Source organism: Streptomyces sp. bgisy027, assembly GCF_057710365.1.
In genome coordinates this window covers 93492-114035 of record NZ_JBYIVZ010000020.1, presented here as the reverse complement: position 1 = coordinate 114035, position 20544 = coordinate 93492, and the positions used below count along the sequence as shown (strand labels likewise).

The following is a 20544-nucleotide window of genomic DNA, read 5'->3' as shown; positions in this document are numbered from 1 at the left end:
GATGACCGGGATGAACGAGAACCCCCTCGACCTCCTGCCCGAGGTGCTGCTCGCCGCCTCGGCCGTGACCGGTCTGCTGCTCGGGGCGTGGCTGCCGCGCAGCCGGCAGTGGCTGACCGGAGCCTTGACCGGCGCCGCCTGTACCGCGGGGATCGTGGCCGCCGCGCTCGCCGCGGCCGACCCTGTGGAGACGGCCTTCGGGGGGTCCCTCGCCCTGGACACGCTCACGGCCACCGGCAGGATCGTCATCCTCGCGGCCACCTTGCTGGTCCTCGCGCTCGCCATGCCCCGCATGCACGCCGACCCGCGCGAGACGGAGTTCTACGTCCTGCTCCAACTCGCTTCCGCAGGTGCCCTGATGATGGCCGGTGCCCAGGACCTGCTCCTGCTGGCAGCCGGATACCTGCTGGCCAGCGTGCCCGCCTACGCCCTCGCCGGATTCCGCAAGGACGGCCCCGGCACCGAAGCGGCACTGAAGTACTACGTCATCGGTGCGCTCCTCGGCGTCCTGATGCTCGCCGGCATCACCGTCCTACTCGCCGCCGGGCGGGCCACGTCATATCCCGCGCTGCGTACCGAACTCGCCGAGGCACCGGCCGGGCTCGTGGCGGCCGGCACGCTCGCACTTCTCGCCGGCCTCCTGTTCAAGGCCGGCGGAGTGCCCGGCCACTTCTGGGTGCCGGACGCCGTCCAGGGAAGCCCCGCGCCGGTCGCCGCCTTCCTCACCACGATCCCCAAGATCGGCGCCCTGGTGGCCTTCTACAGGCTCGCCGTGGTGCCGCTCGCGGACGTGGACCTGCCCTGGGCCGACCTGGTGGCGGTGCTCTCGGTCGCCTCGATGACGCTGGGCAACCTGGCGGCCTTCTTCCAACAGGATGTCAAGCGGCTCCTCGCCTACTCCACCATCAGCCAGGTCGGCTACCTCCTGCTCCCGGTGGCCGTCGCCGGACGCACCGACCTCGACCAAGAGGCCCTGCTGTACTACCTCGCCGCTTACGCCCTGACCAACCTCGGGGCCTTCGCCGTCGTCTGCGCACTCCCCGACGCGCACACCATCGACGACTACCGCGGGTTGGCGCGGACACACCCGGCCCTGCTCGGCTCCCTCGTCGTCTGCCTGCTGGGCCTGGTGGGAACACCTCCGACCGCCGTCTTCTTCGCCAAGCTGGAAGCCTTCAGCGCTGCCTTCGACGGCGGTTACGCATGGCTCGCGGTCGTCGCGGCCGTCAACACGGTCGCCTCCCTCTTCTACTACCTGCGCTGGATCGCCCCGGCGGTCCTCGCACGCAGACCCGACAGCCATGCGGGTACGACGTCCAGATCGGCTGCCGTCGTCGCCTATGGCGCGGCCACCGGATCGGTCGTACTCGGTCTGCTCGCCGGAATGGTTCTGGATGTGCTCGGCGGTCCGCTCGCGGGCTGACGGTCCGTCGGGGTCGCCGCAGCTGGGAACGACTACCTGAAAGTTGTCGATCCTGGCTGGTGAGGCGCATGGCCGTGGCGGCGGCGAGCGGCTCCGGCCGCAGCGGAGCAGTGGCTCACCGGCCTGCGGATGCGCGGCCGCGTCGAGGCCGCCGAGTACATCGTCGATCTGGGAACCGGCCCAGAAGCATGGCGGCCATGCCGCTCCTCGCGGCCGTCGACGGGACACCGAACTCTCCGCGGTACGCAGCTTCTCTCCGGTGCTGCACTCCGCGCTCGCACTGGCCGTGCTGTTGCTGGCCATGGTCCTTGCGGTGTACAAGCCGCGCGGCGTGACGCTGTTCGGACGGCGGCGGCAGCGGGTGCGGCGGACTGGTCCCGGTAAGGCGGAGGCAGTGTCCGTCCCTCCGGTATGAGGTCGCCCGAGGGCCATCGGCCGCGGGTGCGAGCGGCTCGCTGTCCCAGGGCGGGAATTACCCCCCTCGGGTATATTGGGCGGCGGTGGTCCCACCCGGAACTCAGAAGGAAGCCATGACAGCACCGGCAGCCTGGTCCCCGCGGACCCGCGCCTCGCACGGTGCCGTCCGCTGGGCGCGTGTCGTCGTCATCGCGCTGTCCGCGGCACTCGCTGTGCTGATTCACCACGAGTCGGCCGCCGCCGCGATCGGACCGGCCTCCTCGACCGCCGTCCATCTCATGACGCCCGGTACGGCGATGCCGGGCAGCCATGAACCGGCACCGGCCATGTCCGGGCACCGCCACAGGATCACCGCCGTCCAGGACACGGCGTCGAGGACGGTCGCCACCGAGGCGATGATCAGTGCCGACGGAACGCCCTGCTCCGGCATGGCTGTGCAGCACTGCTCGACCGGGAGCTTCGAGACCGTGAAGCTTCCGGTACCGGCCCAGACCCCGACCTCGTTGGGTCTCGCCGCGTACGGAGCCGTCGCCGCGGGGCCCAAGGCCGCCGGGACCGTGGACCGGGCGCCGCCAGACCTGTCCGTTCTCTCTCAGTTGCGCATTTAGGCCGTGCCCAGCGGCTTCCTCGTGCCTTTCGTCGTGCCGAGGAGCCGTCACCGCACGCCCAGTTCCGTATGCGCGTACTGAGATCGAGGACATCCATGAACAGCATCAACCGCCGCTCCGTCCTGCTCGCCGGGCTCGGCGTCGCGGGCGCGGGCGCGCTCGCCGCCTGCAGCAGCGGCTCCAGCGGGACGCCCGCTCTGGTCAACCCCTCCGGTTCAGCCGTCGCCGCGGCCGAGAAGAAGCGGAAGAGCACCGGCAGGACGCAGAAGGTGACTCTCACCGCCGCGCCCGCCCTGCTCGACCTCGGCGCCGGGGTCACGGCAAGGACCTGGGCCTTCAGCGGCCGGGCCCCGGGCAAGGAGGTCCGTCTGTCCGTCGGCGACACTCTGGCCGCCGAACTCTCCAACCAACTGCCGAACAGGACCAGGACATCCATCCACTGGCACGGCATCGCCATGCGCAACGACATGGACGGTGTGCCCCCGGTGACCCAGCAGTCCGTCCGGGCGGGCGCCAACCACACCTACCGCTTCATCACCGACACCCCCGGCACGTACTTCTTCCACCCCCACGTCGGTGTCCAGCTCGACCGGGGCCTGTACGCACCGCTGATCGTCGAGGACCCCGCGGAGCCTGTGTCGTACGACGACGAGTGGGTCGTCGTCCTGGACGACTGGGTGGACGGTGTCACAGGCACGCCCGACGAGGTCCTCGCCGAGCTGCGGCAGGGCATGGGCGGCATGGACATGGGAGGCGACTCCAGCTCGAGCGGCCACGAGGGCCACGACATGGGAAGCATGGAGGGTATGGACATGGCAGAGGACTCCCCGTCCCCTTCCGGCTCCGCCACGCCCGGCGGCATGTCTATGCGGTTCATGCTGATGGGTGCCGAGAGTGAGCTGCTCGGTGGCGACGCCGGCGACGTGAAGTACCCGTACCACCTGGTCAACGGCCGCGTGCCCGCCGACCCCGACGTCTACCGGGGCAAGCCCGGCCGCCGCGTGCGGCTGCGCATCATCAACGCGGGCGGCGACACGGCGTACCGGGTGGCCCTCGGCGGCCACAAGCTGACCATCACCCACACCGACGGGTTCCCCGTCCGGCATCAGCAGGTCGACGCCCTGCTGATCGGCATGGGAGAGCGGTACGACGCACTGGTCACCCTCGCCGACGGCGTCTTCCCGTTGGTCGCGCTGGCCGAGGGCAAGAACGCCACCGGCCTGGCCCTGGTACGTACGGCATCCGGAGGCGCGCCGAAGGCGGGCGTCCGCCCCAAGGAACTGAACGGCACAATTCTGACGGCGTCCCAGCTGCGTGCGGCTGACGACGTGCGGCTGCCGTCCCGGAAGGCGGACCGGGTGCACCGTGTCGAGCTGACCGGCGGCATGGACAAGTACAACTGGGCCATCAACGGCAAGCCCTTCGACATGGCCGACCCGGCCGCGAACCCGCTCACGGTCGAGGACGGGCAGCGGGTCCGGCTGGACTTCGTCAACACCACGGACATGTGGCACCCGATGCACCTGCACGGCCACACGTACCAGCTGGGAAGCAGCGGCCCCCGCAAGGACACCGCCATCGTGCTGCCCAAGAAGAAGTTGTCCGTCGTCTTCGACGCCGACAACCCCGGCCGGTGGATGCTGCACTGCCACAACGCGTACCACGGAGAGGTCGGCATGATGGCACTGGTCGCCTACCAGGCCTGACGACCACCGCTGTATCCGGTACCGGGGCCCGGCGGCCCCGGTACCGGACGGCGAGCGCGGGCATGTGGTGGAGACGCATAGCCCGGTCGCATTCCCCCTGTTCGGTCGGGCTCTTGTCATCCGAACTGTTCCGATATATCGTTGACGCATCGCGACAGATCAACGATGGAATGGAGTGATTGCGATGCGTTCCCATGGATTCGAGCGTGGGCATGGTGGACACGGTCATCACGGCGGCCGGGGCGGCTTCGAGCAGCTGCGTGGCGCCTTCGGGCCCTTCGGCCCGGGTGGTGGCGGCCCCGGTTTCGGCGGACCTGGATTCGGTCCCGGTCCCTGGGGGCCGAGGGGCCGAGGAGGGCCTCGGGGGAGGGCGCGGCGCGGTGACGTACGGGCATCGATCCTCGCCCTGCTGAAGGACCGCCCCATGCACGGTTACGAGATGATCCAGGAGATCGCCGAGCGCAGCGGCGGGGCGTGGAAGCCCAGCCCCGGCTCGGTGTACCCCACCCTCCAACTGCTGGAGGACGAGGGGCTGATCGTCAGTGAGACCGAAGGCGGCAAGAAGCTGTTCTCGCTCACCGAGGCGGGCCGCGAGGCGGCCGAGGCCGGCCCCGAGGCGCCCTGGGAGGAAGCCTCCCGCGGCGTCGACTGGGAGGCCCTCGGTGAGATCCGACAGGCCGGATTCGGGCTGATGGAGGCCTTCGGGCAGGTCTGGAAGACGGGCAGCAAGGACCAGCGCGACAAGGCGCTGGCCGTCATCAACGACGCCCGCAAGAAGCTGTACCTGATCCTCGCCGACGAGGACTGAGCAGCGCCGGCGGCCTGCCCGCCGCAAGTGAAGGCGCCCCGTGGAGCGATCCGCGGGGCGCCTTCGCCCGTGCGGAGGAGGTCTCTCAGATCACCAGGGCTCCTCGGATCACCAGGGCTCCTCGGATCACCAGGGTCCCTCGGGTAACCCAATGGCCCCTCCGGTAATCAAAGCCCCCAGGTGACCAAGGCTTCTCAGGTAACCAGGCCCGCCAGCTTGCGCAGCGACTCGTCCAGTGCCGCCGTCGCCGAGTCCTTCAACTTGCCCGCCATCAACGACACCGCCGCGCCCGTGAACTCGCCGTCGATGCGTACCGTCGTCGCGGCGTCGCCGTCCGGGGCGAGGGTGTAGCGCGTGGCCACGGTCACCGCCATCGGGCCCTTGCCGCGGATCGCGAGCACCCGCGCCGGCTCCAGTTCCTCGATGGTCCACTCGACCTCGGCCGGGAACCCCATCAGCTTCATGTTCTCCTGGAAGGTGCCGCCCACTTCGAGGGCCGCGGGGCCGCCGCCCGGGAAGCTGGTGTGGGTCGCGTTCCACTGGCCGTACGCCGACCAGTCCGTCAGCTGTGCCCAGACCTTCTCTGCCGGCGCCTCGATGCGTGCCTCCGCGCTGACTTCGGCCATGCGACCACCCCTTCGTCTCGGGCTACGGTGTCGCGGAACGTAGCCGTGGGGGCCCGAACATTCAATACTGATGAACCGTCAGGAATTGTGGAGGTGCGGTCCTGTTCCGGGCGCAGGGTGCGCGGGCTCAGCTCACGAGCCGTATCACCGCCGCGTCGAACAGGTCCCACGCCCGGGGTGACGCGCTCTCGTCGTGGCAGTGCCACGCCTCCCGGAACAGGTCGGCGAGCCGGGCGTCCTCCGGGGCCTACACCCGTTAGACGTACTGCCTGCCGTCGACGGCAGGCAGCGCCACCGGCCAGCACCTCTCCATGTCTCTGTGGGACGTGGCGCGGAGCGCCTCGGTTGCGTGTGGGGCGCACTGCAAGGCGGCGCGCGCCCCTGTGGCTCTTTCGGCGTGATCTCATCCGCGAGGAGGAGATTTCGGCCGTCGGAGTCCACTCTCCGTGGGACGCGAAAATGCTTCCCCTCGGCGATGACTCGGCTCGATGTGGCTGATGGGGTAGGAGACGTGCAACCCCGTATCCCCCGGCAGTCGGCTCAGGAACAGGACTGTCGGCGCCCGGACACCCCGGCGGACGGTGCCAGGCTCAGCGACGAACTGGCGGCGGTGGTCTCCGGTGCCCGTCGCCGGGCGCTCCGGGACGGGGACCGGCAGATCGATTCGGCCCATCTGCTGCACTCGCTCCTGGAACACGACCCGGACGTGTACGCCGTCTTCGGCGAGGGGCCCCAGATCGCCCGGCTGCTCGGCTACCTCGTGCAGCGCAGCATCGGCTACGGCCTGAGCTGGCAGGGCTCGGTGGAGGACTCCGGCGCGGTCCCCGTCGTGCTGCACGGCGAGGGATTCTCCCCGCTGGCCGCCGGCGCGATGGAGCACGCCTGCCGACGCGCCGCCCTGCGCGGCGACACCCAGGCCCGTGGCATCGACCTGCTCGCGGCGATCGTCGTCGACCCCCGGGCCCGCGCCGTCGAGGTGCTCGCCCGCGCCGGTATCGACGCGACCGCCCTGCGCGACCGCATCGACGGACACGGTGACCGCATCGACGGACACCGCGACGAGTACGTCGGCGGCGGCGACACCACCCGCTAGAGCGACCGCCGACCGCCGACCGCCGACTGGCCACCGCCGACCGGCGACCGGCCACCGCCGACCGCCGACCGCCGACCGGCGACCGGCCACCGCCGACCGCCGACCGGCGACCGGCCACCGCCGACCGCCGACCGCCGACCGGCGACCGGCGACCGGCCACCGCCGACCGCCGACCCGCGCCCCGCGACCCCGAAATCCCTGTTCCGGAATCGGGGTGAGCCGTGCCCGACTCCCCTCCGGTCCACCCTGCCGACCGTCCACACCGCGAGACAGGTGTCAACGGGGGTGACGCTGCTGTCATCGCCTGTCATCATGTGCCGGTGCGTAAGTCTGAGAGCGGCCAGGTGGGCCGCGGCAAGGGTTTCGGGCTCGGTCTGGCGGTCGGCTCCGCGATCGCCTTCGGGGGTTCCGGTGTCGCGGCCAAGCCGCTGATCGAGGCGGGGCTCGACCCGCTCCACGTGGTGTGGCTGCGCGTGGCCGGCGCCGCGCTGGTGATGCTGCCGCTCGCCGTGCGCCACCGCGCGCTGCTGCGGGAACGTCCCGCCCTGCTCGCCGGGTTCGGCCTGCTCGGCGTGGCCGGTGTGCAGGCGTTCTACTTCGCCTCGATCTCCCGCATCCCGGTCGGCGTCGCCCTGCTCGTCGAGTACCTCGCGCCCGCCCTGGTCCTCGGCTGGGTGCGGTTCGTGCAGCGGCGGCCGGTGACACGTGCCGCCGCCGTCGGCGTGATCCTCGCGGTCGGCGGCCTGGCCTGCGTCGTCGAGGTGTGGGCCGGCCTGAGTTTCGACGCCCTCGGGCTGCTCCTCGCGCTCGGCGCCGCCTGCTGCCAGGTCGGCTACTTCGTCCTGTCCGACCAGGGCAGCGACTCCTGCGAGCGGGCCCCCGACCCGCTCGGCGTCATCGCGTACGGCCTGCTGGTGGGCGCCGCCGTCCTGACGGTCGTGGCCCGCCCCTGGAACATGGACTGGACGGTCCTCGCGGGCGCCGCCGACATGAACGGCACCCCGGTCTCGGCCGGTCTGCTGCTGGCCTGGACCGTGCTCATCGCCACGGTCCTCGCGTACGTCACCGGTGTGGTCTCGGTGCGACGGCTGTCGCCGCAGGTCGCCGGTGTCGTCGCGTGCCTCGAAGCGGTGGTGGCGACCGTCCTCGCCTGGTTCCTGCTCGGCGAGCACCTCTCGGCGCCGCAGATCGTCGGCGGCGCGGTCGTCCTCGCGGGGGCGTTCATCGCGCAGTCGTCGGCGCCCGCCAGGACCTCCGTGGAACCGGTGGCCAGCGGTGGACCCGAGCGTGAGTTGTCCGCCCGCGGAAACGTCGCCTAAGCTGCGCAATCATGCCTTCGACACTCGTTCTTCCGCCTCCGGCCGCCTGAGGCGGGCCTCCGAAAAGCCGAGCCTCGGTGCACGACGGGAACTGAACCCCGCGCACCGCACGGCGTAACGGTGCTGCCCGCGGACGAAGTCCATGGACCCCGCTGAACCGGGCTCCTCCCTGCACTTCTGCATGTCTGCGGAGAACCATTCGTGTCGAACACACCTGTCTTGGGCCTGCCCGTCGGGCGAGGCCTCATCTACCTGATCATCGCCGGTGCCGCCTGGGGCACCGCGGGCGCCGCCGCCTCCCTGGTCTACCGGACCAGTGACATGGGGCCGATCGCCCTCTCCTTCTGGCGCTGCGCGGTCGGCTTCGTGCTGCTGCTCGCCGTGCGTCCGCTGCGGCCCCGTCCCCGGCGCACCGTCTCCGCGCCCCTTGCCCGCAAAGCGCTGCGGGCCGGGGTCACGGGCATCGGGCTCGCCGTGTTCCAGACGGCCTACTTCGCGGCCGTGGAGGCCACCGGACTCGCCGTGGGCACGGTCGTCACCCTCGGCGCCGGCCCGGTCCTCATCGCGCTCGGCGCCCGGCTGACGCTCGGGGAGCGGCTCGGCCTCGGGGGCGTCGCGGCAGTCGCCGGCGCGCTCATCGGGCTCGCGGTGCTCGCACTCGGCGGCGAGGGCGCGACCGTACGGCCGTGGGGCGTATTGCTCGCCCTGGTGTCCGCCGCCGGGTACTCCGTGATGACCCTGCTGACCCGTAAGTGGGGCCGCGACGGCGGGGCGGACGCCGCCGAGACGTCCGTGTGGGCCTTCGCGGTCACCAGCCTGTGCCTGCTGCCGCTCGCCCTCGTCGAGGGGCTGCTGCCGCACACCGCCGACCCGATCGGGCTCACCTGGCTGCTGGCGTACATCGCGGCCGTCCCCACCGCTCTGGCGTACGCCCTCTATTTCGCGGGCGCGGCCGCCGTGCGGTCGGCCACCGTCTCCGTGATCATGCTGCTGGAGCCGGTCAGCGCGGCGGTGCTGGCCGTCGTCCTGCTCGGTGAGCACCTGACCGCCCCGACCCTCATGGGCACCCTGCTGATGCTCGGCTCCGTCGCGGGCCTGGCGGTGGCGGAGACCCGCGGGGCACGGCGGGAGCGCGAGCGCGAACCGATGCCGGCCTGACACCGAGGGGTCCCGCACCTCACCGGTGCGGGACCCCTCGTCCCCGCGCTGTCCGGCTCCGCCGCGCCGCTCACGCGGGGCGCCGCCGCAGCATGTGCTCCGCGTGCCGCCGCGTCACGCGGAGCACCCGGTATCAGCGCAGCAGGTCGTAGCCGTGGCTGCGGCAGGTGAGCGGGCTGACGTCGCCGAGTGTCAGGTCCCGCAGGCAGCTGCTGACCGGCGGGATCTCCCGGTCAGCGGCATCCACGACGTACCACGGCAACGACGGCGACGTACCTGCCACCACCGCACCCACGCGGGGGAGTCGAGCCCGCCCGTCCATCAGATACCGAGGAATCGAAGGAGCTTCATGCACACCGGAACTCTCCCGAGACGCAGCACTCCCGTCGAACCGGTCCAGGAGTTGGTGCAGTCAACGGACCACCGCTGCCACTCGGTGTCGTCGTGGGGCGCGTACCAGGGGTGGATCGGCATCACAGGTCCGCGAGGTAGCCGGGGACTTCGGTGCCGGGAGCCAGGTCGGGGTCGCTGATCGGCGCGTCGTAGCCCTTGCGCAGTGGGACGACGCCGGCCCAGTGGGCGAGGGCGAGGTCCTCGGGCTCGTCGTTGACGCCGCCGGTGCGCAGCTTGGCGGAGACCTCGTTGAGGTCGAGGCGGATCACGGCGGTGGCGGCGAGTTCCTTCTTGTCGGCGGGCCGGGAGTCACGGGACCGGCCCGCCACCACGTGGTCGACGAGCGCGTCGAGGGCGGTCCGCTTCTCCTCCGGGTCCGTCACGTCGTACGCGGTGCCGTGCACCACCACGGACCGGTAGTTGATCGAGTGATGGAAGGCCGAGCGGGCCAGGATCAGCGCGTCGACATGCGTCACCGTCAGGCACACCTCAAGCCCGGGGTCCGCCTGGCCGGTCATGCGCAGCGGGCGCGAGCCGGTGGAGCCGTGGACGTAGAGCGTCTCGCCGACGCGGCCGAACAGCGTGGGCAGCACGACGGGCGCGCCGTCGCGGACGAAGCCGAGGTGGCAGACGTAGGCCTCGTCGAGTATCGCGTGCACCAGTTCCTTGTCGTACGCCGCGCGGTCCGCGGAGCGGGTGGGGACGGTGCGGTCGGTCGGCGTGTAGGCGGCGGCTTGCGACGTCGGTTCCTCGGTCCCCTGCATTGCGATCTCCATTGCACTAGTACATAATCTCGTTTGTGCTAGAAGGTTATCGGATCGAAGGGCGTCGCGCAGCCGAGATCGCGGCCAGCGTCGAGCGCGCGGTCGGCTCGGGCGACCTGGAGCCCGGCCAACTGCTGCCGCCCATGCGGGAGTTGGCGACCGACCTGGGAGTGAACCCCAACACGGTCGCCGCCGCCTATCGCGTCCTGCGGGAGCGCGGGGTGATCGAGACCGCGGGCCGGCGCGGCAGCCGGGTCCGGCCGAGGCCCGCCACGACCGGACGTGAGTCAGTCCGGGTGGACGTGCCCGAGGGCGTCCGGAACGTGGCGAGCGGCAACCCGGACCCCGCCCTGCTGCCGTCCCTGGCCAAGGCGTTCGCGGCCGCTGCCGAGCTCGCCGACCGGGAACCCGTGCTGTACGGGGACGACCCCGTGGAGCCGGAGCTGGCGCGTATCGCTCGCGGCCGGCTGGACGCCGACGGGGTGCCGAAAGGACCGCTGGCCGTCGCCTCGGGCTCGCTCGACGCCATCGAGCGGGTGCTCGCGGTCCACCTCAAGCCGGGGGACACGGTCGCCGTCGAGGACCCCGGCTGGGGGAGCCTGCTCGACCTGATCCCGGCGCTCGGCCTGCGCACGGTCCCCGTCGGGGTCGACGACGACGGTCCGCTGCCCGACGACGTACGGCGGGCCCTCGACTCCGGCGCCCGCGCCCTGATCGTGACCGACCGCGTGCAGAACCCCACCGGAGCCGTGGTGGGCTCCGCACGCGCGCGTGCCCTGCGCTCGGTGCTGCGGCAGCACCCGGAGATCCTGCTGATCGAGGACGACCACGGCTTCGGCATCGTCGACCTCCCCCTGCACCCACTCGCCGGCACCACCCGCCACTGGGCCTTCGTCCGCTCGGTCGCCAAGGCGTACGGTCCCGACCTGCGGCTCGCCGTGCTCACCGGGGACGAGCTGACGGTGGACCGGGTGCGGGGACGGCAGCGCCTCGGCGCCGGCTGGGTCAGCCGCTTGATGCAGCGGGCGGTGGTGCGGCTGTGGAGCGACGGAGCCGTCGACCCGGCGGCGGTGGCGGCGACCTATGCCGCACGCCGGGACCTCTTGATCCGGGCGCTGGCCGGGCACGGCGTCCAGGCCCACGGCCGCAGCGGCCTCAACGTCTGGATCCCGGTCCCCGACGAGACGGGTGCCGTGGCCCGCCTGCTGCACGCCGGCTGGGCGGTCGCCCCCGGGGCCCGCTTCCGCACGAGCTCACCCCCCGGAATCCGCGTCACGACCTCGACCCTCACGGAGACGGAGGCCGCCCCCCTGGCGGCCGCGGTGGCAACGGCGGTGGGCCCGGGCCCGACGCGGAGTTACGTCTGAACGCCCGGCACGACAGCCAACCCCCAAGGGGCGCGGGGAACTGCGCGCGCAGCCCCGTCCGACCCGCAGTCGCCGATGCTCCTGACGTCCCACCCCATCAGGCGCGCTTCTTCATCTGAGTGAGTGCCGCCCCGGCCAACACGATCACCGCCCCCACTGGCGTCGACCACGCAAGGGACTCACCCAGCAGAGCAATCCCCGCCACAGCCGCGATCACCGGAATGAAATACGTGACCATCTGAGCCGTGGTCGGCCCCACCTCCGCCACCAGCCCGTACTGAAGCAGCACGGCCAGCCCGGTCCCGAGGGCACCCAGTGCCACGATCGCCAACAGCGGCACAAGGGAGAACGACGCCGGTACCGAGGTGAACAGCGGCGTGACAACGGCCAGTTGAACCGTCGCCAGCAACAACTGCGCCCCGGTCAGCGACAGATGCGACTCCCCGGCACCGGCCAGCGTCCGCCGGACGTAGATCCAGCCGATCGGATAGCTCAACGAGGCCAGCAGCGCCATCGCCGTACCCGTGGCGTCCAGCCCGTGGAAGCCCTGCCAGGCCCCGAGCACCGTCAGCACCCCGAGGAACCCGATGCCGAGCCCGGCCACCCGCACCCGCGTCGGCCGGTCCTCCGACAGCGCGACCATCGACAGGGCCATGCCCCACAGCGGCGACGTGGCGTTGCAGATGCCCGCCAGCGTGGAGGGGATGGTCAGCTCGGAGTACGCGAACAGGGAGAACGGCAGCGCGTTCAGCAGGAACGCGGCCACCGTCAGATGCCCCCATGTGCGCACCCCGCGCGGCAGCCGCTCCCGCTTCACCGCCATCGCGGCCGCCAGCACCGCCGTGCCGAAGACCAGTCGTCCCAGCGTGACCTGGAAGGGGGCGTACCCGTCGGTGCCGACCTTGATGAGCAGGAAGCTGAAACCCCAGATCAGGGAGAGGGCGGCGAAGCGCAGCCGCCAGTCGAGGCGGCCACGGGGGCGAGGGCGGACGGAGGACGCGGACGCGGGCCCGGCCGCGTCGCGCGAGGCGGTGACGGTGGTCATGGCAGCAACCTTGCCGTCATCGATCTCGTAGCACAATCGAGATTTCGCGCACGATATCTCGTAGTATTGCTTACATGTTGAACCTGGAGCGCCTGCGCACCCTCGACGCCCTCGCCCGGCACGGCTCGGTCAGCGCGGCCGCCGAGGGGCTGCACATCACGACGTCGGCCGTCTCGCAGCAGATGTCGAAGCTGGAGCGCGAGGTCGGCCAGCAGCTCCTTGCCAAGAACGGCCGGGGCGTACGGCTCACCGATGCCGGGCGGCTGCTCGCCGACCACGCGGCACGCATCCTGTCGCAGGTCGAGCTGGCCCAGGCCGATCTGGAGGCGCAGCGCGGGCAGGTGGTCGGTGAGCTGCGGCTGGTCGCGTTCCCGACCGCCCTGCGGGGACTGTTCCCGGCCGCGCTCACCGCGCTGCGCACCGACCATCCGGCGCTGCGCCTGACGTCGCGCGAGCTGGAGCCCGAGTACGGGGTCGCCGCCGTGCTGCGGGGCGACGCCGACCTGGCCGTCGTCCTCGACTGGTACAACAAGCCGCTGCCCATGCCGGAGGGGCTCGCCAAGGCGCCGATCCTCGACGACCGCGTGGAGATCGCGATGCCCGAGGGGCACCCGCTCGCCGACCGGAGCGAGGTCGACCTGGCGGACTTCGCGGACGACGAGTGGGTCGCCTGGCCCGAGGGCGAGTTCTGCCACGAGTGGCTGCTCTACACCCTGCGGACCAAGGGGATCGAGCCGCGGATCGCCCACCGCGCCGAGGAGCACCACACCCAACTCGCGCTGGTCGCCGCCGGGTTGGGTGTCTGCGTCGCGCCCCGGCTCGGCCGTGACCCGATGCCGCTGGGCGTGCGGGCCGTGCCGGTGCGCAACCGTGTCCACCGCTACGTCTACGCGGTGTGGCGCACGGACGCCGACCGCCGCCCGTCGATCCGGGCGGCGGTCCAGGCGCTGCGGACGGCGGCCGAGAAGGCCGGCTGAAACAACGCCCCCGCCGTACCGGCTAGAAGGCTCATGAAGATCTTGGTGAGCCTTCTAGGCCGACCCCAGCTTCCGGAAGTCCCAGGACACGATCTTCTCGGGAGTCAGCCGTATCCACGCGTGCCGGCCGTCGTGCGGCATCTCGTCGAGGCCGAAGTTTTTACGGGCGAACAGCGTCTCGGGCACGTCGAGTTCGGCGCGCAGTTCGCCCACGCGCGGCGCCTCGCCCACGAAGTCGACGGTGCCGGACAGCTCGACGCCGCGCAGCTGCTCGTACTCCTCACCCGTGTCGATCACGATGGCGACCCGCGGATCGCGCCGCAGATCCGTCCACCGCTTGCTGCGGACGACCGAGTACAGCCACAGCGAGTTGCCGTCCCAGGCGAACCACAGGGCGCTGACGTGCGGAAAGCCGTCTGCGGACACCGTGGCGACCCGGCAGGTGCGCTGCTCGGTGAGGAACTCGTCCAGCTCGCCGGGCGTCATCATGATCTTCCGGCCCCGGCGCTGAGTGACGGTCATGCGTCCCCCTCTTCTCTCACGTCGTGCCAGAGGAGAGATCCTCTGACATCACGTCAGAAAAGGATGAGTCGTCTTCCGTTCACTTGCAATGGTGGTTCCGTCCTTTGCAATGGTGGTTCCGTCCTTGCGCGTTGATGGCTACGCTCGCCGGCCACGCCGCCGTCGGGCACAGGGGGACCCATGCCGTCGAACGACCGACTCAGCGCACTGCTCGACCCCGCCACCACCGTCCTGCTCACCGTCGAATGCCAGCAAGGCGTCGTCGGGCCGGACAGCGCTCTGCCCGAACTCGCCAAGGAGGCCCGGGACTCGGGCGCCCTCGCCAACGTCGCCCGGCTGGTGGCCGCGGCCCGCGCGGGCGGCGTCCAGGTGATCCACGCGATCGCCGAACGCCGCCCCGACGGCCGCGGGGCGGGCCGCAACGCCCGCCTCTTCCGCGCCGCCGAACGGCTCCCCGTCCAACAGCTGACCGGCACCGAGGCGGTACGCGTGGCGGAGCCGATCGAGGTCGCCGAGGAGGACCTCGTGGTACGGCGGCTGCACGGGCTGTCGCCGATCCAGGGCACCGATGTCGACGCGCTGCTGCGCAATTTGGGCTGCCGCACACTCGTGATCACCGGAGTCTCCGCCAATGTGGCGATCCCCAACACCGTGTTCGACGCCGTCAACCGCGGCTACACGGCCGTAGTGCCCACGGACGCCATCGCGGGAGTGCCCTGCGACTACACCCCCGCGATGATCAGCCACACCCTCGCCCTGGTCGCCACGGTCGCGACCACGGACGAGGTGCTGGGCTGCTTCGCGCGTCCGGGCGGGGCCTGAGTCCGTCCGGTGCCGCCGGTCAGGCCAGCGCGATCGAGTCGCCCGACACGCTGATCTGCTTGGCGGCCAGCGGCTGCGTCGCGGGACCCTTCTTCACGCTGCCGTCCAGGACGGAGAACTGACTGCCGTGACAGGCACAGGAGAGGGTGTCCTCCTTCAGGTCCGTCATCGGGCAGTTCTGGTGGGTGCAGATCGTCGAGAAGGCCTTGAAGTCGCCGGCCGCCGGCTGCGACACGACCACCTTCTCGTCGCTGAAGACCTTGCCCGAGCCCTCCGGGATGTCGGCCGTCTTCGCGAGCGCCGCACCACCCGCACCGGCGTCGGCGGACGAGCCGCCGCCCGACTCGGTGGTCGCGCCACCGCCGGCGGCACCCTGCTCGGTCGACGAGTCGGACGCCCCGTCGTCCGATCCGCACGCGGTCAGCGCAGCGGCGAGCCCCGCCGCGCCGACCGCCGCCACGACGGCACGGCGGCTCGGCCCCGACACCGGCTGAACGAATTCGCTGGTCATGCTGACGTTCCTTCCCGTCATTCGTGATCTGCCGAGAGGTACGGTCCTTTGGGACCGGCTGTTCAGACGATGTCGAAATCCTGACCCGGTCCGGCCGGCAGATGGGTAAAGCGGAGCTGTCGGTTCACTGTCCGGAGCTGTCGATCCGCTGTCGACGCCGACGCACCGCCGCCCGCCGGGGCCGCCCCCGGCCCCCTCCCTGCGCCAGTAACCTGGGGCGATGCTCAAGGAAGTCATCGCGACCCGCTACATCACGCCCCTGCGTGAGGGCGGCTCACTGCCGGGACTCGTCGAAGCCGACGACTTCGGGACGTACGTCATGAAGTTCACCGGCGCCGGGCAGGGCCGCAAGACGCTGATCGCCGAGATCGTCTGCGGCGAACTCGCCCGCCGGCTCGGGTTCAGGGTGCCCCGGCTGGTGACCGTAGAGCTCGACCCGGTGCTGGGGCTCGGCGAACCCGACCAGCAGGTGCAGGACCTGCTCAGGTCCAGCGGCGGAACCAACCTCGGGATGGACTTCCTCTCCGGCGCGCTCGGCTTCGACCCCCTCGCCTTCGAGGTGAGCGCCGAGGAGGCCGGCCGGATCGTGTGGTTCGACGCGCTGGTGAACAACGTCGACCGCTCCTGGCGCAACCCCAACCTGCTGATGTGGCGGCGCGATCTGTGGCTCATCGACCACGGCGCCACCATGATCTGGCACCACAACTGGCCCGGCGCGCAGGCCTCGGCGGAGCGCGCCTACGACGCCGCCGACCACGCCCTCGCCTCCTTCGCGCCCGATGTGCGCGGCGCCGCCGCCGAGTTGGCGCCGCTGGTCACCGGGGAACTGCTCGCCGAGGTGACCGCCGAGGTGCCGGACGCCTGGCTGGCCGAGGAGCCCGGCTTCGACACCCCGGACGACCTCCGCCGGGCCTACGCGGGACCGCTGCTGGCCCGCGCCGCCGTCATCCACGAGCGCGTCACCGGAATCGAGGAGAGCAAGTGAGCGAGCGGCACATCCACATGGCCGGCCATGTGGTCGAGCGCCACATCATCCGGGGCAGCGAGTCGAACGACCGGGACGTCTTCGAGTACGTCCTCCTGCGCGTCGTGCCCCGCGTCGAACGCGGCGAGTGCATCAACGCGGGCGTGCTGGTGTACTGCCGGCCCCAGGGCTACGTCGGTGCCCGCACCCATCTCGACGAGGCGCGGCTGCTCGCCCTCGACCCGGACGCGGACGTGGCCGGCATCCGGGCCGCCCTCGGCGCGGTCGAGCGGGTGTGCGACGGCAGCGGGGAAGCGGGACAGGCGGCCGGCGACGACGCCGGGCGGCGTTTTCGCTGGCTCATCGCGCCCCGCTCGACGGTCGTCCAGCCGGGCCCCGTGCACACCGGGCTCACCTCCGATCCGGCAGCCGAGGCCGAACGGCTGCTGGAGCTGTTGGTGAAGTGACGGATCAGGTAATGGATCACATGCGCGCGGCCACCGTTGACACCGCGTGCCAGGACTTCTAGCGTCACGTCCATCGAAGGTACTAAGCGGTCGCTCACCGAGGAGAGTCTGATGTCCACCACTGATCAGCGGGTCGCCGTAGTCACCGGCGGAGCGCGCGGGATCGGCGCCGCCACCGCCGTACGGCTGGCCGCCGAGGGCCGCGCGGTCGCCGTGATCGACCTCGACGAGGCCGCCTGCAAGGACACCGTGGAGAAGATCACCGCGGCCGGCGGCAAGGCCGTCGCGGTCGGCTGCGACGTCTCCGACGAGGCGCAGGTCGAGGCCGCCGTCGCGCGGATCGCCGAGGAGCTCGGTGCCCCGACGATCCTGGTCAACAACGCGGGCGTGCTGCGCGACAACCTGCTGTTCAAGATGAGCGTCGCCGACTGGGACACCGTCATGAACGTCCACCTGCGCGGCGCCTTCCTGATGTCCAAGGCCTGCCAGAAGCACATGGTGGACGCGGGCTTCGGCCGGATCGTCAACCTCTCCTCGTCCTCCGCGCTCGGCAGCCGCGGCCAGGTCAACTACTCCGCGGCCAAGGCCGGCCTTCAGGGCTTCACCAAGACCCTCGCCAAGGAGCTCGGCAAGTTCGGCGTCACCGCCAACGCCGTCGCCCCGGGCTTCATCGCCACCGAGATGACCAAGGCCACCGCCGACCGCGTGGGCATGGGATTCGAGGACTTCAAGGCCGCCGCCGCCACTCAGATCCCGGTGGCCCGCGTGGGCGAGCCCGACGACATCGCCAACGCCATCGCCTTCTTCACGGGCGAGGCGGCCGGGTTCGTCTCCGGCCAGGTGCTGTACGTCGCCGGCGGACCGCTCGACTAGGGATCAGGGATACGCGGAAATGACAGACATGACTGAACTGCCTGCACTCTCCGGCAAGGTCGCCCTCGTCACGGGCGCCAGCCGCGGCATCGGCTACGGCGTCGCCGAGGCGCTCGTGGCGCGCGGCGACCGCGTCGTCATCACCGGCCGGGGCGAGGACGCCCTCAAGGAGGCCGTCGAGCAGCTCGGCGCCGAGCGCGCCGTCTACGTGGCCGGCAAGGCGCACGACGAGGCCCACCAGGCCGTCGCCGTCGAGCGTGCCATGGAGGCCTTCGGCCGGGTCGACTACCTGGTCAACAACGCCGGCACCAACCCGGTGTTCGGGCCGCTCGCCGACCTCGACCTGAACGTGGCCCGCAAGGTCTTCGAGACCAACGTGATCTCGGCCCTGGGCTTCGCGCAGAAGACCTGGCACGCCTGGCAGAAGGACAACGGCGGCGCGATCGTCAACATCGCCTCCGTCGCGGGCATCGCGCCCTCGCCGTTCATCGCCGCCTACGGTGTCAGCAAGGCCGCGATGATCAACCTCACCCAGCAGATGGCGCACGAGTTCGCGCCCAGGGTGCGGGTCAACGCCATCGCCCCGGCCGTGGTGAAGACCAAGTTCGCCCAGGCCCTGTACGAGGGCCGGGAGGCGGAGGCCGCCGCGTCCTACCCGCTGGGCCGGCTCGGTGTCCCCTCCGACATCGGCGGCGCCGCCGCGTTCCTCACCTCGGACCAGTCCGACTGGGTCACCGGACAGACGCTCGTCGTCGACGGCGGCATCTTCCTCAACGCGGGCGTCGGCTGACCCGCGGGACACGGATCCGACACCACTCGACACGGGCGCCGCTGGACATCAGCGGCGCCCGTGTCGACGTACCGGAAGATCATTAAACGTCTGACAACGTAGTCACCATAAGAACGAACAAATGCTCCATGAGACAGGAGGTTCAACGGCCGGAACACTGCGGTATCGTCTGCCGACCCTTGGTATGGCAGATCGAGGAGCGTGCGCGTGTTCAACCGGATCCGACGCCTGCGGCAGGTGGCGGCCATCACGTCCATATCGTCCCTGGTGGCAGGTTGTGGTGTCCTCTCGTCCGATTCGACGGAGGACCAGGGGCCGATCATGGTGGGGACGACGGCAGCCCCCAGCACGCTTGATCCCGCCGCGTCGTGGGACAGCTCCTGGGAACTGTTCCGCAACATTTATCAGACACTGCTGAGCTATCCCTCGGGCGTCAGCGCCCCCGAGCCGGATGCCGCGGAGAGCTGTCGGTTCACCGACAACTCGAACACGAAGTACCAGTGCGAGCTGCGGGAGGGCCTGACCTTCTCCGACGGGCACACGCTCGACGCGAAGGCGGTCAAGTACTCGATCGACCGGATCCGGAAGATCAACGTCAACGGCGGTCCCGCCGGTCTGCTGGGCAGCCTCGAGCGGGTCCAGGTGCTGAACGACCGCGAGGTCGTCTTCCACCTCAACAAGGCCGACGCGACCTTCCCGTTCGTGCTCGCCACCCCCGCGATGTCGATCGTCGACCCCGAGGACTACCCCGCGGACAAGCTCCGCGAGGACGGCACGATCGTCGGCTCCGGGCCGTACACGCTGTCCTCCTACGACGACGGCAAGACGGCCGAACTGACCAAGAACGACCGCTACAACGGCCTCGCCGAGCGCAAGAACAGCGCCGTGACGATCCGGTACTACCAGGATTCGGCCACCATGGTCGGCGCGCTGCGCGACAAGAAGCTCGACGTCGCCTTCCGTGGTCTTGCCGCCGACGACATCGTCGACATCCAGGCCGACGACGACGACGAGCTCCAGATGATCGAGGGCTCCGGCACCGAGATCAACTACCTGGTGTTCAACCCCAAGGACCCGATGGCCGGCAAGGCCGCCGTCCGCAAGGCCGTCGCCCAGGTCGTCGACCGCCCGGCCATCGCCCACAAGGTCTACAGGGACACCGTCGAGCCGCTGTACTCGATGGTCCCCAAGGGCCTGACGGGACACACCACGGGCTTCTTCGACGACTACGGCGACCCGAGCACGACCAAGGCCCGCAAGATCCTCACCGAGGCGGGCATCTCCACCCCCGTCAAGCTCAACTTCTGGTACACCAGCGACCGCTACGGCTCCGCCACCAAGGCGGAGTTCGAGGAGCTGAAGAGCCAGCTGGAGGACTCCGGCCTCTTCGAGATCACCCTGAAGAGCCGCCCCTGGAAGGACTACGTCACCGGCTACCAGAAGGGCGAGTACCCGGTGTTCGGGCGTGGCTGGTTCCCCGACTTCCCGGACGCGGACAACTTCATCGCGCCGTTCGTCGGCGAGCAGAACGCGCTCGGCACGCCCTACGTGACGCCCAGGATCACCGAGGACCTGCTGCCCAACTCCCGCGCCCAGAGCGACCGGGCCAACGTCGTGAAGGACTTCGAGGACGCCCAGCGCATCCTCGTCGACGACGCGCGGCTGCTGCCGCTGTGGCAGGGCCGGCAGTACGTGGCCGCGAGCGCCGAGATCTCCGGCGCGGAGCGGGCGCTGGACCCGTCGACGATCATGATGATGGGCGAGCTGTCCCGCAAGACCAGCTGGTAGGGAGCTCCCCGCGGGGAGCGGCAGACCGGGATGTGCGGTCCACGGGGCGATTGTCAGTGGCCGCCTGTAGGTTCTGATGCCTGGACGCGACCGCCGGTCGTGG

At 71.0% G+C, this 20544-nt stretch carries 20 protein-coding genes; 15 read left to right on the top strand and 5 right to left on the bottom strand.

The genetic code is table 11. From position 1 onward, the window contains the following. The first annotated feature begins 1 nt into the window (after nucleotide 1). From AC3ETA_RS21905 to AC3ETA_RS21890, 4 genes are all read left to right on the top strand, one after another. Nucleotides 2–1423 (top strand): NADH-quinone oxidoreductase subunit N, encoded by a 1422-nt coding sequence (locus AC3ETA_RS21905; RefSeq protein WP_432194641.1) that lies wholly within the window; start codon nucleotides 2–4, stop codon nucleotides 1421–1423. 530 nt (nucleotides 1424–1953) lie between these two features. Continuing rightward, complete coding sequence (locus AC3ETA_RS21900; protein WP_432194599.1) at nucleotides 1954–2448, top strand: hypothetical protein; 495 nt, start codon at nucleotides 1954–1956, stop codon at nucleotides 2446–2448. A 95-nt stretch (nucleotides 2449–2543) separates the two neighbouring features. Beyond that, nucleotides 2544–4154: a multicopper oxidase family protein gene (locus AC3ETA_RS21895; RefSeq protein ID WP_432194598.1), complete on the top strand. Its 1611-nt coding sequence runs from the start codon at nucleotides 2544–2546 to the stop codon at nucleotides 4152–4154. Between the two features lie 184 nt (nucleotides 4155–4338). Next, nucleotides 4339–4962 carry a PadR family transcriptional regulator gene (locus AC3ETA_RS21890; protein ID WP_432194597.1) on the top strand — a complete coding sequence of 208 codons (624 nt, stop codon included), beginning with the start codon at nucleotides 4339–4341 and terminating at the stop codon, nucleotides 4960–4962. Between the two features lie 194 nt (nucleotides 4963–5156). Here the strand turns inward: AC3ETA_RS21890 and AC3ETA_RS21885 are convergent, their stop codons facing one another. Then, nucleotides 5157–5588, bottom strand: a complete 432-nt coding sequence (locus tag AC3ETA_RS21885) for a type II toxin-antitoxin system Rv0910 family toxin (RefSeq protein ID WP_432194596.1) — start codon at nucleotides 5586–5588, stop codon at nucleotides 5157–5159. A gap of 511 nt (nucleotides 5589–6099) precedes the next feature. On the opposite strand from AC3ETA_RS21885, the gene AC3ETA_RS21880 reads away from it, so the two are divergent. The 3 genes from AC3ETA_RS21880 (at nucleotide 6100) to AC3ETA_RS21870 (ending at nucleotide 9158) form a co-directional block, all read left to right on the top strand. Next, entirely contained in the window at nucleotides 6100–6681 is a 582-nt protein-coding gene (locus AC3ETA_RS21880) for a Clp protease N-terminal domain-containing protein (RefSeq protein WP_432194595.1), read from the top strand. Between the two features lie 314 nt (nucleotides 6682–6995). After that, complete coding sequence (locus AC3ETA_RS21875; protein WP_432194594.1) at nucleotides 6996–8000, top strand: EamA family transporter; 1005 nt, start codon at nucleotides 6996–6998, stop codon at nucleotides 7998–8000. A 201-nt stretch (nucleotides 8001–8201) separates the two neighbouring features. After that, nucleotides 8202–9158 (top strand): DMT family transporter, encoded by a 957-nt coding sequence (locus AC3ETA_RS21870; RefSeq protein WP_432194593.1) that lies wholly within the window; start codon nucleotides 8202–8204, stop codon nucleotides 9156–9158. 473 nt (nucleotides 9159–9631) lie between these two features. Here the strand turns inward: AC3ETA_RS21870 and AC3ETA_RS21865 are convergent, their stop codons facing one another. Continuing rightward, a complete protein-coding gene (locus AC3ETA_RS21865; protein WP_432194640.1) occupies nucleotides 9632–10315 on the bottom strand; it encodes a pyridoxamine 5'-phosphate oxidase family protein in 684 nt (227 codons plus the stop codon). Between the two features lie 35 nt (nucleotides 10316–10350). On the opposite strand from AC3ETA_RS21865, the gene AC3ETA_RS21860 reads away from it, so the two are divergent. Continuing rightward, entirely contained in the window at nucleotides 10351–11682 is a 1332-nt protein-coding gene (locus AC3ETA_RS21860; protein WP_432194592.1) for an aminotransferase class I/II-fold pyridoxal phosphate-dependent enzyme, read from the top strand. A 97-nt stretch (nucleotides 11683–11779) separates the two neighbouring features. Here AC3ETA_RS21860 and AC3ETA_RS21855 read toward each other — a convergent pair whose 3' ends face one another. Beyond that, nucleotides 11780–12727, bottom strand: coding sequence for a DMT family transporter (locus AC3ETA_RS21855; protein WP_432194591.1), 948 nt, complete (start codon nucleotides 12725–12727; stop codon nucleotides 11780–11782). 74 nt (nucleotides 12728–12801) lie between these two features. On the opposite strand from AC3ETA_RS21855, the gene AC3ETA_RS21850 reads away from it, so the two are divergent. Beyond that, nucleotides 12802–13704: a LysR family transcriptional regulator gene (locus tag AC3ETA_RS21850; RefSeq protein ID WP_432194590.1), complete on the top strand. Its 903-nt coding sequence runs from the start codon at nucleotides 12802–12804 to the stop codon at nucleotides 13702–13704. A 54-nt stretch (nucleotides 13705–13758) separates the two neighbouring features. Here AC3ETA_RS21850 and AC3ETA_RS21845 read toward each other — a convergent pair whose 3' ends face one another. Further along, nucleotides 13759–14226 carry a pyridoxamine 5'-phosphate oxidase family protein gene (locus AC3ETA_RS21845; RefSeq protein WP_432194589.1) on the bottom strand — a complete coding sequence of 156 codons (468 nt, stop codon included), beginning with the start codon at nucleotides 14224–14226 and terminating at the stop codon, nucleotides 13759–13761. 180 nt (nucleotides 14227–14406) lie between these two features. Between AC3ETA_RS21845 and AC3ETA_RS21840 the strand changes: the two genes are divergently transcribed. Beyond that, nucleotides 14407–15048 carry a cysteine hydrolase family protein gene (locus AC3ETA_RS21840; protein WP_432194588.1) on the top strand — a complete coding sequence of 214 codons (642 nt, stop codon included), beginning with the start codon at nucleotides 14407–14409 and terminating at the stop codon, nucleotides 15046–15048. A 19-nt stretch (nucleotides 15049–15067) separates the two neighbouring features. Here the strand turns inward: AC3ETA_RS21840 and AC3ETA_RS21835 are convergent, their stop codons facing one another. Next, on the bottom strand, nucleotides 15068–15559 hold the full coding sequence (locus AC3ETA_RS21835) for a Rieske (2Fe-2S) protein (RefSeq protein WP_432194587.1): 492 nt from the start codon (nucleotides 15557–15559) through the stop codon (nucleotides 15068–15070). 220 nt (nucleotides 15560–15779) lie between these two features. Between AC3ETA_RS21835 and AC3ETA_RS21830 the strand changes: the two genes are divergently transcribed. The 5 genes from AC3ETA_RS21830 to AC3ETA_RS21810 all read left to right on the top strand — a co-directional run bounded on the left by AC3ETA_RS21830 (nucleotide 15780) and on the right by AC3ETA_RS21810 (nucleotide 20441). After that, on the top strand, nucleotides 15780–16544 hold the full coding sequence (locus AC3ETA_RS21830; RefSeq protein WP_432194586.1) for a HipA family kinase: 765 nt from the start codon (nucleotides 15780–15782) through the stop codon (nucleotides 16542–16544). Further along, nucleotides 16541–16990: a DUF3037 domain-containing protein gene (locus AC3ETA_RS21825; protein WP_432194585.1), complete on the top strand. Its 450-nt coding sequence runs from the start codon at nucleotides 16541–16543 to the stop codon at nucleotides 16988–16990. Before AC3ETA_RS21830 ends, AC3ETA_RS21825 begins: the two co-directional genes overlap by 4 nt. A gap of 111 nt (nucleotides 16991–17101) precedes the next feature. Continuing rightward, nucleotides 17102–17863 carry a 3-oxoacyl-ACP reductase FabG gene (gene fabG, locus AC3ETA_RS21820; protein ID WP_432194584.1) on the top strand — a complete coding sequence of 254 codons (762 nt, stop codon included), beginning with the start codon at nucleotides 17102–17104 and terminating at the stop codon, nucleotides 17861–17863. A gap of 28 nt (nucleotides 17864–17891) precedes the next feature. After that, nucleotides 17892–18653, top strand: coding sequence for an SDR family oxidoreductase (locus AC3ETA_RS21815; protein WP_432194583.1), 762 nt, complete (start codon nucleotides 17892–17894; stop codon nucleotides 18651–18653). 207 nt (nucleotides 18654–18860) lie between these two features. Further along, a complete protein-coding gene (locus AC3ETA_RS21810) occupies nucleotides 18861–20441 on the top strand; it encodes an ABC transporter substrate-binding protein (RefSeq protein WP_432194582.1) in 1581 nt (526 codons plus the stop codon). The last annotated feature ends 103 nt before the right edge of the window (nucleotides 20442–20544 follow it).

Bases quoted from the DNA above. Each gene is read 5' to 3' on its own strand.
- AC3ETA_RS21835 (WP_432194587.1), bottom strand. From the start codon at position 15,559: ATGACCAGCGAATTCGTTCAGCCGGTGTCGGGGCCGAGCCGCCGTGCC.
- AC3ETA_RS21865 (WP_432194640.1), bottom strand. From the start codon at position 10,315: ATGCAGGGGACCGAGGAACCGACGTCGCAAGCCGCCGCCTACACGCCG.
- AC3ETA_RS21845 (WP_432194589.1), bottom strand. From the start codon at position 14,226: ATGACCGTCACTCAGCGCCGGGGCCGGAAGATCATGATGACGCCCGGC.
- AC3ETA_RS21855 (WP_432194591.1), bottom strand. From the start codon at position 12,727: ATGACCACCGTCACCGCCTCGCGCGACGCGGCCGGGCCCGCGTCCGCG.
- AC3ETA_RS21840 (WP_432194588.1), top strand. From the start codon at position 14,407: ATGCCGTCGAACGACCGACTCAGCGCACTGCTCGACCCCGCCACCACC.
- AC3ETA_RS21815 (WP_432194583.1), top strand. From the start codon at position 17,892: ATGACTGAACTGCCTGCACTCTCCGGCAAGGTCGCCCTCGTCACGGGC.
- AC3ETA_RS21850 (WP_432194590.1), top strand. From the start codon at position 12,802: ATGTTGAACCTGGAGCGCCTGCGCACCCTCGACGCCCTCGCCCGGCAC.
- AC3ETA_RS21890 (WP_432194597.1), top strand. From the start codon at position 4,339: ATGCGTTCCCATGGATTCGAGCGTGGGCATGGTGGACACGGTCATCAC.
- AC3ETA_RS21900 (WP_432194599.1), top strand. From the start codon at position 1,954: ATGACAGCACCGGCAGCCTGGTCCCCGCGGACCCGCGCCTCGCACGGT.
- AC3ETA_RS21895 (WP_432194598.1), top strand. From the start codon at position 2,544: ATGAACAGCATCAACCGCCGCTCCGTCCTGCTCGCCGGGCTCGGCGTC.
- fabG (WP_432194584.1), top strand. From the start codon at position 17,102: ATGTCCACCACTGATCAGCGGGTCGCCGTAGTCACCGGCGGAGCGCGC.
- AC3ETA_RS21905 (WP_432194641.1), top strand. From the start codon at position 2: ATGACCGGGATGAACGAGAACCCCCTCGACCTCCTGCCCGAGGTGCTG.
- AC3ETA_RS21885 (WP_432194596.1), bottom strand. From the start codon at position 5,588: ATGGCCGAAGTCAGCGCGGAGGCACGCATCGAGGCGCCGGCAGAGAAG.
- AC3ETA_RS21830 (WP_432194586.1), top strand. From the start codon at position 15,780: ATGCTCAAGGAAGTCATCGCGACCCGCTACATCACGCCCCTGCGTGAG.